Annotated in this window: 11 protein-coding genes; 2 read left to right on the top strand and 9 right to left on the bottom strand. The window is 50.8% G+C overall.

The features are described from left to right. Positions 1–891 (bottom strand): cysteine synthase CysM, encoded by an 891-nt coding sequence (cysM, locus tag SBL51_RS03960; RefSeq protein ID WP_317929358.1) that lies wholly within the window; start codon positions 889–891, stop codon positions 1–3. A gap of 99 nt (positions 892–990) precedes the next feature. Here cysM and SBL51_RS03965 point away from each other — a divergent pair, with 99 nt between their 5' ends. Together SBL51_RS03965 and SBL51_RS03970 are read left to right on the top strand one after the other, a co-directional pair. Next, positions 991–1,212: a hypothetical protein gene (locus SBL51_RS03965; RefSeq protein ID WP_317929360.1), complete on the top strand. Its 222-nt coding sequence runs from the start codon at positions 991–993 to the stop codon at positions 1,210–1,212. A gap of 54 nt (positions 1,213–1,266) precedes the next feature. After that, positions 1,267–4,107 (top strand): response regulator, encoded by a 2,841-nt coding sequence (locus SBL51_RS03970; RefSeq protein ID WP_317929361.1) that lies wholly within the window; start codon positions 1,267–1,269, stop codon positions 4,105–4,107. A 78-nt stretch (positions 4,108–4,185) separates the two neighbouring features. Here SBL51_RS03970 and recO read toward each other — a convergent pair whose 3' ends face one another. The 8 genes from recO to SBL51_RS04010 all read right to left on the bottom strand — a co-directional run bounded on the left by recO (position 4,186) and on the right by SBL51_RS04010 (position 11,967). Beyond that, entirely contained in the window at positions 4,186–4,950 is a 765-nt protein-coding gene (gene recO, locus SBL51_RS03975) for a DNA repair protein RecO (protein ID WP_317929363.1), read from the bottom strand. Positions 4,951–5,004: 54 nt separating this feature from the next. Further along, complete coding sequence (gene era / locus SBL51_RS03980) at positions 5,005–5,901, bottom strand: GTPase Era (RefSeq protein ID WP_317929364.1); 897 nt, start codon at positions 5,899–5,901, stop codon at positions 5,005–5,007. Then, entirely contained in the window at positions 5,898–6,605 is a 708-nt protein-coding gene (gene rnc, locus SBL51_RS03985) for a ribonuclease III (RefSeq protein WP_317929365.1), read from the bottom strand. The genes era and rnc overlap by 4 nt, the downstream gene beginning before the upstream one ends. Next, entirely contained in the window at positions 6,571–6,996 is a 426-nt protein-coding gene (locus SBL51_RS03990; RefSeq protein ID WP_317929366.1) for a DUF4845 domain-containing protein, read from the bottom strand. Before SBL51_RS03990 ends, rnc begins: the two co-directional genes overlap by 35 nt. Positions 6,997–7,023: 27 nt before the next feature. Further along, the gene (gene lepB, locus SBL51_RS03995; protein WP_317929368.1) at positions 7,024–7,860 is read right to left on the bottom strand and encodes a signal peptidase I; all 837 of its coding nucleotides are present in this window, start codon (positions 7,858–7,860) and stop codon (positions 7,024–7,026) included. Positions 7,861–7,889: 29 nt separating this feature from the next. Next, on the bottom strand, positions 7,890–9,689 hold the full coding sequence (gene lepA / locus SBL51_RS04000; RefSeq protein ID WP_317929369.1) for a translation elongation factor 4: 1,800 nt from the start codon (positions 9,687–9,689) through the stop codon (positions 7,890–7,892). A gap of 240 nt (positions 9,690–9,929) precedes the next feature. After that, the gene (locus tag SBL51_RS04005; RefSeq protein WP_317929371.1) at positions 9,930–11,324 is read right to left on the bottom strand and encodes a DegQ family serine endoprotease; all 1,395 of its coding nucleotides are present in this window, start codon (positions 11,322–11,324) and stop codon (positions 9,930–9,932) included. A 160-nt stretch (positions 11,325–11,484) separates the two neighbouring features. Then, positions 11,485–11,967 carry a SoxR reducing system RseC family protein gene (locus tag SBL51_RS04010; protein ID WP_317929373.1) on the bottom strand — a complete coding sequence of 161 codons (483 nt, stop codon included), beginning with the start codon at positions 11,965–11,967 and terminating at the stop codon, positions 11,485–11,487. Positions 11,968–11,987 lie beyond the last annotated feature (20 nt).

The following is an 11,987-nucleotide window of genomic DNA, read 5'->3' on the forward strand; positions in this document are numbered from 1 at the left end:
TTAGGAGTTGAATACGCCAGAAGAGAGGTACCGATCACCGCGATCGCAGACAATCGCCACGATAACGGCATGTTCAACGGTTTGAGACAGACGCAGTGCACCCGCCACAGCGCCGCCTGAGGAGACCCCGCAAAAGATCCCCTCTTCCCGTGCCAATGCGCGCATGGTTTGTTCGGCTTCCAGTTGCCCCATATTGATAATCTGGTCAACTCGGGTCTCATCGAAGATTCCCGGCAGGTATTCCCGAGGCCAGCGACGAATTCCGGGAATGGCGGCACCATCTTCTGGCTGCAGGCCGATAATCTGGATGGCAGGATTTTGCTGTTTCAAATAGGCGGAAGTGCCCATGATGGTACCCGTCGTTCCCATGGAGCTGACCAGGTGGGTGATGGTGCCATGGGTCTGTTGCCAGATCTCCGGGCCAGTGGTTTCAAAATGGGCCAATGGATTGTCCTGATTGCCAAACTGATCCAATACCTTGCCCCGCCCTTCAGCCTGCATTGAAAGAGCCAGATCCCGGGCACCTTCCATGCCCTGCTCTTTAGTAACCAATATCAATTCCGCGCCGTAGGCGGTCATGGCGGCTTTGCGTTCGGCCGTGGCATTGTCGGGCATGATCAGGATCATGCGAATACCTTTGATGGCGGCGGCCATGGCCAAGGCAATGCCGGTATTACCGCTGGTCGCTTCAATCAAGGTGTCACCGGGTTTTATATCGCCACGCTGCAGAGCCCGGCTTATCATCGACAGCGCCGGCCGATCCTTAACCGAACCAGCCGGGTTGTTACCTTCGAGCTTAACCAGGATGGTATTGCTGGTTGAGCCTGGGAGGCGCTGTAGGCGAACCAAGGGAGTGTTACCAACAACACTTTCAATGGTAGGGAATTCCATAAACTTCCTTCACTGGCCGATTAATGGCCACAAAACAATAAATAGAGTCTGCTCCGTTAAACCTTAGTTTACACTGGGTTGCAACCGGAAAGATGCAGTATGCAAATAGGCAAACCGGTAATAAACCACCACTCTGCAAATAGCGTGCGCAGGCTAGCTATTAGAGCAATAATAGCGGCCATGCGGCTTTTACAGGCTACTGTGAGCGGCAATTTTACCCGCTGGCAGCAGGAAAGTGCCATCGCCCCGGGTAAAACAGCCTATGCTTATACAAACCCTGTCTTTTATAAATTCCAGCTTTTATTAATAGTGGGTTTATAGGCGGTGGCATCCACCCCAACTGAACAGACAACAGAAACAAGCTAACCAAATTCTATGTACTTTCGACATGTTCAGCAGTTACTGCGCAGATTGACGCTTATACCGATCTTCATCACCTCCCTGGTATTAGCCTTGGCGCTATCTATTTTCTACTACCGGGAAACAGAGGCCCAAACGCAGGAGCAATTCTACAATATCGCCGCTATCGCCGCCGAAATCAGCGCACCCGCCCTAGTCGAGGGTAATATCAACACTATCAATGAGACGCTCACCGCGCTTATGCAGCACAAGCAGGTCAAGGGCGTCCGCCTGCTGGACAACAAACGGACGGTGATCGGCCACCAGGGTATGAGATATCTGGATAAAACCCTGGCTAGTAATTGGCTCTCTGGCAGCCTCAAAAAGTCTGTAGATCCGCAATCTGGCCTGCTCAGACTCTCCCATCCAATTTTTTCGAACGCCAATGGTGAAGTCATCGGCTGGGTGGATATCGCTTTCGATACCACCTCAGCGCAGTTCTCTCATATGGATATGCTAATGGGAGTGCTGATCATTGGCTTGCTGTTACCGGCAATTGTCTCCATTTTTCTATTGGAGCGAGTGAACCGGATGCGCCCAGACATCCAGGCCATTGAAGATGGTATTCAAGCCATTGCCAATGGCGACTACAACCATGCGGTGCAAGTCACCTCACTGGAGCCGTTAACCGCTATCGCCAAAGATTTGAATCAGGTCGCCTACTCCGTGCAGGAAGCACAAACCGAATTGAAGCGGAACATCGAGCACAATATCGATGAGTTACGCGAAACCATGGAGACGATTGAGATCCAAAATATTGAGCTGGATATGGCTCGCAAGCGCGCTATTGAAGCCAGCCGCGTAAAATCCGAGTTTCTCGCCAATGCCAGTCACGAGTTCCGTACGCCGCTGAACGGCATTATCGGTTTTACCCAACTTCTGCTGAAAGCCGATATCAGCGAAACCCAGCAGGAGTTTTTGCGCACCATTGAGACCTCCGCCCAGGGTTTGCTAACCATCATTAACGATATTCTCGACATCTCCCATATTGAAGCCGGTTCGGTTAATTTGGATTACATTCCCATGCGGCTTGAAACCGTTGTCGAAGAGACACTGCAAATCCTGGCCCCAACCGCCTTTCAAAGTCAGTGTGAATTGGTCGCCATGATGGAACCGGACCTGCCACAGGAGCTGGTCAGCGACCCATTACGCATCAAACAGATTTTGACCAACCTTATTAATAACGCCATCAAGTTCTCAGCGGAACCCAACATAGTGTTACGGGTTTGCCGTGATCACTCCGGTACTGTGCAGCCAAAATCGGCTAAATCGATTATTTATCGGTTTGAAATTTCCGGTATTGGCAATGATATCCAGATCGATACCGATCAACTGTTAAAAGACTTCTCCAATTTGGAATCGGGGGCGACACGCAGCCTGGGCGATAATGGTCTGGGTTTGGCAATCTCGAAAGGATTGGTCAAGGCGTTGGGCGGCTCTCTGGGTTTTGAATCGAAAGAGAATAGCCAGCTGCTCTGGTTTGCTATTCCCCTCGACCAGGGGCAGAAAAGTAAACCCTATGTGGAGAAAGCACTTACCGGTTTGAATGTCGTTATCTGCTGCGGCAATGAGACCATCATGGAACAATTAAGGCAACTCACCGCCAACTGGAAGCTCAATATTGTCGAGCTCGCCAACCCCATGGAGATTTTGCCCTCCATGCAAAAATTATCGCAGATGGGCAAATTTCAGCAGCTGCTGATTATGGACGTCGCCGTTATTGAGAGTAAAGCCACCGCCACCAGTTTTCTCGACCAGTTAACCTATCAGCTGAACAGCGACTACAACTGCAAAACCCTGCTGCTGACCACACCCAGTAAACAGCGGGAGTTGATCGAAGCTGAGCTTAACAGAGCGGTCGCCTTCTCTTCCAAACCGCTGGTACGTGACCGGATCTATAAATCCATTTGTACTCACCTGAATATCTACAAGCAACTTTATCGCCCTTCGAAAACCCAGCTGCTAAAAAACCCAGGCCACAAGCCCAAGGTTTTGGCCGTCGACGACAATCCCGCCAATTTAATGCTGGTCAGGGAATTTTTGGTCAATCTGGGCGCTGAGGCAGTCACCGCAGCCAGTGCCGCTGACGCCATTAAAGAGTGCGAAACAGAGACATTTGACCTGATATTTATGGATATCCAAATGCCCGATATGGATGGGATTGAGGCCACTCGGGAAATCCGCAAACGCGCACCGGCAGGTGTTCGGGTACCAGTGGTCGCACTCACCGCGCACGCTGTTAATGATCGTAAATCTGAGTTGCTGTTAGCTGGTCTGGATGATTATCTCAGTAAGCCCATCACCGAAGAGCAGTTGGCCCATGTGATTCAACGTTGGTGTAACCACACGGGTGTCGCTCTTCAAAAGCCAGAACCAAAGACTGAATTCAAGCCGGAAATTAAGCCCTTGGCCCCCCCAATGGTTGATGTTACCGAACTGTTATCGAGTGAAATGGTTACTAAGCCGGTCGATATTCAACAGTGCCTGCGCCTGGCAGGAAATAAACCGGATCTGGCCCGTGACATGCTGGCCATGCTCATCGAGAGTTTACCGGAGACGTTGGACGATATAGACCGGGCCGTGCAGGATAAAAATATGGATGAACTGGAGTCCGTCGTCCATAAATTGCGCGGCGGCGCGCGCTGCACCGGCACACCCAATCTTGCAGATGTCTCTTCACGCCTGGATAGTAGTCTGTTCCACAAAGAGTACGACAATGTCTACACCTTACTCAGCCAGGTAACCGATGCAATAGAAACCCTATTGAGGTGGAATGAGGAGTACGACCTGGATTCAATGTTTGAGGTGGAAGCCTAGCGCCAGCAATATGCCGCTAGAATTACCGCAGGCTCCGCTAACGAAGGTATTCCGACAGTCTGTTAATCCTTCGGTAAGTCAATCACTCTGAGAAGGATCACTGCCACTTTTAAGCGTGGCATTGAACTGCCGGTAAAGTGTCCGGCTGTGCAAGGGTTTACCGCCCAGCAGGGTATCAATACTGACTCGCGTGATGCGTTTCAGAAGGCGCAGCTGAGGCTCCTGCCAACCTAAATTATTTAGTGCCAGTATTTCGGCCCCGACAAGGAGCTCACCCGAAGAGGAGTGGAGCTGAGTGGCGTCCAGGCAACGAACAAAACCGGTTTGGGGAAAAAAACGATAATAGTGATCCGAGCTAATAGCTTGGTCACTTTCGCCCTCAACATTAAATGAGAGACCGTAACCCAGCGAGTTTAACAGTGATAACTCGAACAGGCGCAGGGCATTCTCTTCCGCCTCCGCTGACGGATTCGCCGCCAGGCTCTGTAAACAGCTGATGTAATCGGCAAACAGAGACAGCTGCGGCGCGCCAAAATCCAACAATCGGGTCAACAGTTCATTGACATATAAACCGGAATAGAGCCGGGCGCCATTGAGCACAATGCGCATGGCACTCTCATCGATCTTACCCAGAGACTTTAATTCGCTCTGTCCTGTCCAGGTGATTTGCACGGGAATAAAGGGTTGAAACAGACGGCGCGAAGATTTGGATTTCTGCGCCCCTTTAGCGACGGCGGAGAGCTTGCCAAAATTGGCGACAAAAAAAGTGACCAGTAGGCTGGTTTCCCGATAAGGCCGCGAGTGCAAAACAAATGCTGGTTGATAATCTACCCTGGGGTCCATTTGCCTACTCAGATAAAGGTCGCCACCCTGGCATCAAAAAAACGGTTACAGCGGTTATTTGTCGAGTTCGTTAAAGCCCAAGCTGCGCAGTGCGCGCTCATCATCAGACCAGCCGGATTTTACCTTCACCCAGAGATTCAACATCACCTTGGCATCGAATAAGGTTTCCATATCGACACGCGCCTGCTGACCAATCGCTTTGATTCGCTCGCCCTTGTTACCGATCAGAATTTTCTTCTGCCCTTGCCGCTCCACCAGAATCAATGCACTGATGTGCAAAATCGCCTCCTCGAAGCGAAACTCTTCAATCTCGACGGTCATCTGATAGGGTAATTCATCACCCAACTGGCGGGTGATTTTCTCCCGAACGATTTCCGCAGCCAGAAAACGGCTACTGCGATCGGTAATTTGGTCTTCGGGGAAGAAAAAATCACCTTCGGGCATATGTGCTTCAATAATTTCGTTCAAGCGATCGAGATTGTCGTTGCGCAGTGCCGAGATAGGTATTAACTCCTCGCACACTACCTGGTCCTGCAGTTTTTGTAGAGTCGGCAGTAGATCCTGCTTGTTTTCCAACTTGTCGATTTTGTTAACGACCAGTACAACCGGGCTGGAGGACGCAGCCAGCTGTTGGGCAACCCATTCGTCCTCATCCGTCCATGCGGTGCGATCGATCACAAACAGGATTAAATCGACATCCTTAAAGGCGTTGGCTGCCGACTTGTTCATGTAGCGGTTGAGAGCCTTGTCCTGGCCAAGATGGAGCCCTGGGGTATCGACGAAGATAACCTGACACTCGCTTTCGGTGCGAATGCCCAACAGGTTATGACGGGTGGTTTGCGGTTTGCGTGAGGTGATACTGAGCTTTTGACCAACCAAGTGATTGAGCAGCGTTGATTTACCCACATTAGGGCGACCAACTATCGCTACATAGCCACATCGGGAAGTCATTGGGCAGACTCCATTAAGGTTTCCAACGCCTGGGCTGCGGCCATCTTTTCGGCTTGCTTACGGCTGCGGGCAGTCGCCAGAAAAACCTGGCCTGTATCACTGATCCGGCAACTGACGGTAATCACTTGATTGTGGGCCTGCCCCTGAAGCTCTTCAATGGTGTACGAAGGCAGTGGCTTACCCAGAGATTGAAGATACTCTTGTAGCTGGGTTTTAGCATCTTTGAGGGGCTTGGTTAGTTCTAACTTGGCTAGTCGCGCCTGCAACCAACCGAGTACCGTACTGGTACAGGCGGAGAGGTCGGCATCCAGAAAGATGGCACCGATAACCGACTCCAGCGCATCCGCGAGAATCGATTCCCGCTCCTTACCACCCGAGCGCACTTCGCCCTCGCCCAAAATCAAACAGCTGCTGATATCCAGCTCTCTAGCCAATTCAGCCAGGGTTTCACCTTTCACCAGGGAGGCGCGCAGGCGGGTTAACTGGCCTTCACTCGCTTCCGGGAATTTACTGAACAGGTGATAACCAACCACCACGCCCAGAATGGAGTCGCCTAGAAACTCCAGGCGTTCGTTATGATCGGCGCTGAAACTGCGGTGGGTCAGTGCCCGTTTGAGAAGGCCAACATCCTGAAATTGGTAACCCAACCGCGTTTGTAAGCTATCCAGATTAATGTTCGGTCTCTCTTGCTTTACAGCAGACATTGGGGAACTTGCTATCCAATTGAAGGTGGAAATCCAGTACGACGTCAATATTCCAGAACATATGAACTCGTCTTTCGTAGGGCATCTCCACGATTAGACGGCCTTCGTCGCGACGGATGGTCAGACTCTTCTTAGCTTCAGTACTGACCCGGTTAACCAGGTAGTAGTTTTGCATCCGCTTTTTAATTTCACTAACAGATAGCGACTCTACCCCGTTGGGCAACTCCGCCATCTTTTTCAGCTCACCCGACAAACCCCAGTTTTCCAGGTAGGCCGGAAAAAGTTTTAATACCTGGGAGAAGGTCAAGCCACAGATGAGAACAATCACCAACCAACCGACCATACCCAAACCCTGTTGTTTGGAAATTTTTCCTATCTGATACTCTCTCATGGGTTCGCGTTTCCTAGAATGGCTAAATTATTGGATAGACCCAACCTCTTTAAAGCTCGGAATGCTGAAAAACGAATCCCAGTGCATCCACACTGCCACGGCTTTGCCGACAATGTTCTCCTCTGGTACCACGCCCCATTCGCGGCTATCTGAGCTGTTATCGCGGTTGTCGCCCATCATGAAATAGTGTCCCGCTGGAACATTGAATGTTCTCGGCTCTGGGTCGCGCGCCACTCTTGAGAATTTCCGCATCTGATGCTCGACTCCACCCAATGTTTCAACCATTACATCATAGCTCATCAATCCATCGATCACCTGTTCGGCAAACTGTTGCGGCTGTTTTTCACCGTTGATAAAGAGCGAATTGTTATCGACCAGAATGGTATCGCCCGGTAAACCCACGACCCGCTTGATGAAATACTGCTTCTTATGGGGAGGGAAAAAGACCATCACGTCGCCCCGCTTCGGTTCATTGATAGTGATAACTTTGGTTCTGAGTACTGGCAGTCGAATACCATAGGTGAATTTATTAACCAGAATAAAATCACCCACTTCCAAAGTTGGCACCATCGATTCCGAGGGAATTTGAAATGGTTCGTAAAGGAAAGAGCGCAACACCAGTACAACAAACAGCACCGGAAAGAAGGACTTGGCGTATTCTACCGCGGAGGGCTCTCTAGCTGCCGCCGCCATCGCGTGCTGGTAGGCAGAGCTGCTGTTTTTATCGTCCTCGCTGGCGAACTGCTCCTCTACCCCGGCTATAGCCAATTTGCGGGGTTTGGCTAACACCAGAATATCGAACAGCCAAATCACTCCGGAGACAAACACCAGAATCACTAATATAAGTGGGAAATTAATATCCATAAAAAATCTGCACGTAAATACTGAGTAAACTAGGAATCAACCTTCAATACGGCTAAAAACGCTTCCTGAGGAATTTCGACACGCCCCACCTGTTTCATGCGCTTTTTACCCGCTTTCTGTTTCTCTAATAATTTCTTTTTACGGGTGACGTCGCCACCATAACATTTAGCCGTAACGTTTTTACGCAACGCCTTAACTGTGGAGCGCGCAATAACTTGGCCACCGATTGCCGCTTGAATGGCCACGTCGAACATCTGGCGGGGAATAAGCTCTTTCATCTTCTCAACCAGCGCCCGGCCTTTATACTGGGCATTATCCTTGTGAACGATGATGGCTAATGCGTCAACCTTCTCTGCGTTGATTAAAATATCCAGTCGCACCAGGCGGGCCGCCTGAAAGTGAGAGAAGCTGTAATCCAACGAAGCAAAACCGCGGCTGACAGACTTCAAGCGATCAAAGAAATCCATCACCACTTCATTCATCGGTAATTCGTAACGGACTGACACCTGGGAACCCAAATACTGTAGGTCCTTTTGCATACCCCGTTTTTCCACACACAGTGTGATTACACTACCCAGATGCTCCTGCGGTACCAGAATGTTAGCCTCGCATATAGGCTCTCGCATCTCTTTGATGGTACCCAGCTCCGGTAATTTGGAGGGGTTATCAACATAGATGATCTCGCCATCATTTTTTTCCACTTCAAAAATAACAGTGGGGGCGGTGGTGATGAGATCGAGGTCGTATTCGCGCTCCAAACGCTCCTGAATGATCTCCATATGGAGCATACCCAGGAAACCACAACGAAAGCCAAACCCCAGAGCGTCTGAGCTTTCCGGCTCATAGAAGAGCGAAGCGTCATTCAACGTCAACTTGGAGAGCGCATCCCGGAAGCCTTCATAGTCATCGGAGGAGACAGGAAACATCCCTGCGTAAACCTGGGGCTTGACCTTCTTAAACCCGGGCAGCGCTTTCACATCACTGGTATTGGCGTGAGTTAGGGTATCCCCCACCGGCGCGCCGTGAATATCTTTAATCCCTGCGACAACAAATCCAACCTCACCTGCTTTTAAGGTTTTTTGTTCAACCAGCTTGGGGGTAAAGATCCCGACACTATCAACGACATGAGCCTTGCCAATCGACTTGGCTATAATCTTATCCTTTACCGTAATGGTTCCCTGCTTGACACGTACCAAAGAGACCACGCCCAGGTAGTTATCAAACCAGGAGTCGATGATCAAAGCCTGCAGAGGTGCATCCACATCACCCTCGGGCGGTGGAATCTTAGCGACCAGTTGTTCAAGAACCTCGGTAATCCCCAGCCCGGATTTGGCACTGCAATGAACAGCGTCCGAGGCATCGATTCCGATAATATTTTCGATCTCTGCGGCCACCCGCTCTGGTTCCGCCTGTGGCAGATCCATCTTATTGAGCACGGGAATAACTTCCAACCCTTGCTCCACCGCAGTGTAGCAGTTTGCTACAGATTGGGCCTCAACCCCTTGGGCTGCGTCAACTACCAGCAATGCACCTTCACAGGCCGCGAGGGAGCGTGACACTTCGTAGGAGAAGTCGACATGCCCTGGGGTATCAATAAAGTTCAACTGATAGACACGGCCATCTTGCGCTTGATAATTAAGGGTTACGCTCTGCGCCTTGATAGTGATACCGCGTTCACGCTCGATATCCATTGAGTCGAGTACCTGAGCGGCCATCTCCCGCTCGCTCAGCCCTCCACAGGTCTGAATAAAGCGGTCGGCAATGGTTGATTTGCCATGGTCGATATGGGCGATGATGGAGAAATTCCGGATATGGCTAAGATCTGTCACTTTTTCTGTGTACTACCGCTGAATAAAGAATCGCCTAGATGGCGGCTTATGCTCAGCCTTTTCGGCCAACAAGTGGTTCTTACCAACTTGTGGCTAGGGGCTTCGCAAACTCGCAGGGATAACCACTCTCCCCGTCCCGATTGAAGTTAGGTTTCCCGGCTCATAGGGGTCTAAAATCAGCGCGAAGTCTACAGCATTTGCCCCCGGGTCGCTATCCTGCGGCACAGGGGCAAAAGTGCCCTATTTCGGGGTGGCGATGGTACGGAAGATCGGCCGTCCCTGCCGCACAAAGCGGATTGGCAACAGGCTATCTGAAGGTAGCTGCTGCTCAACCATGGTGTAATCGTCCAACGAAGATATCGCGTTAAAGCCGATCTGAGTCACCACGTCACCTGGGCGTAATCCGGCCGCATCAGCTGCTGAACCCGGGGCAACGTTAGTCACCAGAACACCCGCTTTCACGTCCCAGCGCTGGGCCAGCTCTTTCGGTAGCGCCTCGACCACCATTCCCAGCCGGCTGCTACCGGTATCGGAGGAGTTGTCGCTGCCTGCGGCTTGCTGATCATCTTCCTGGCTACCCAAGGTCGCAACCGTGACCGATAGGGATTTCTTTTTACCTTCACGAATCACTTCCACAGGTACGCTTTCACCCGGTTGAGTGGAGCCGACCACATGCGGCAGATCTGAGGACTCAGCGATCTTCTCGCCCGCAAACTTGAGAATGATATCGCCCACCTGCAAGCCCGCGTCGTCGGCCGGGCTGCCAGGCTCGATTCGAGCAACCAGCGCCCCTTCGGGTTTGCGTAGACCAAATGATGCCGCCAGATCACGATCTACCTCTTGAATCATCACGCCAAGCCAACCGCGGTCAACACGGCCTTTCGATTTCAGCTGTTCCACGACATTAACGGCCACACTGGCTGGAATCGCGAATGACAAACCGATCGAACCACCACTGCGTGTAAAGATTTGCGAGTTGATGCCAACAACTTCACCGTCCAAATTAAACAACGGCCCACCCGAATTACCCGGATTAATGGCTACATCACTCTGAATAAACGGCACGTAGTTTTCGTTGTCTTCGGTGGGAATACTACGGCCAATTGCACTCACGATGCCGGCACTGGCAGAGAAATCCAAACCAAAGGGCGAGCCGATAGCCAACACCCATTCACCTACTTTGAGGTCATCGGGTTTGGCAAATTTAAGGAACGGCAGACCCTTGGCATCAATTTTTAACAGCGCCAAATCGGACCGTTTATCGGTTCCCACCAATTCCGCCTCAAACTCCCTGCGATCTTGCAGCCTGACTACAATTTCATCGGCGCCTTCCACCACGTGATTATTAGTCAGGAGATAACCATCTGAGGAGAGTATAAATCCTGATCCCAAAGAGCGGGATTCACGCTCAGCTTGGTTACGTGGATCAAGAAAATGACGGAAAATCTCGGGAATTTGTTGGGAATCCGGTAGCGCGGATCGCGGGCTGGCTTGTGCATGACTGACGGTATTTATTTTAACCACCGCCGGAGAGTTTGCTTCAACAATATCGGAAAAGTTGGGAAGGTTCTGGGCTTGAACCACATTAACGCTAACAATGAGCAACAGCCCGGTTGCTATCTTTCGCCATAACATCAATTACTTCCTCCAACCAATAGTTACTTTTGCCAGCTCTTTGACAACTGCAATTAAATACAGAAATTAATAACAGCAATCAGAGTGACGAAACACTAAACGGCTTCGCGACTGAGAGAGTGACTTGGCATAGTAACCGTGTACGGTTGCCAAAATTTACTTAATCTGAGTTCTCACCACTATCGAGTGGCCAAAAAGCAGGTTTGGCCGTCATCCCAATTAATATGGGCTGTAACCGAGCATTTCGATTGTTTCGATTTAAAATAGTTCTTGATAAATACCCACCGGCTAGCAGACCGATGATACCGCCGAGCACCATCCACCCCTCTCCTGTCGTCAATTGCCCGGTAATTAAAATACCGACCAGGAGCATTATCATAGGTGCAAGATAGACGAGCAGAGTCGACTTCATCAAAACATCTTCACCGATGCCAATTTCTACATAGTCATCTAACTGGAACTCATCGGCCTGGTGGCCTTCGTAACTCACCCGGATAAAACCGGGCTCTCTACCCATTTTCGCCAATACCGCCTGCCCACACCCTTTCTGAGCGGAACAGGAGGCACAGGCACTTTTACGGATCGTTTGTACCCAAAGGCCATCGTCCTCAATGGCCACTACCCGACCGATTTCGGTAATCATTGCACTCACCTCTCTCACTA

The sequence above is a fragment of the Halioxenophilus sp. WMMB6 genome (genome assembly GCF_033283405.1).
Lineage (GTDB): Bacteria > Pseudomonadota > Gammaproteobacteria > Pseudomonadales > Cellvibrionaceae > Halioxenophilus.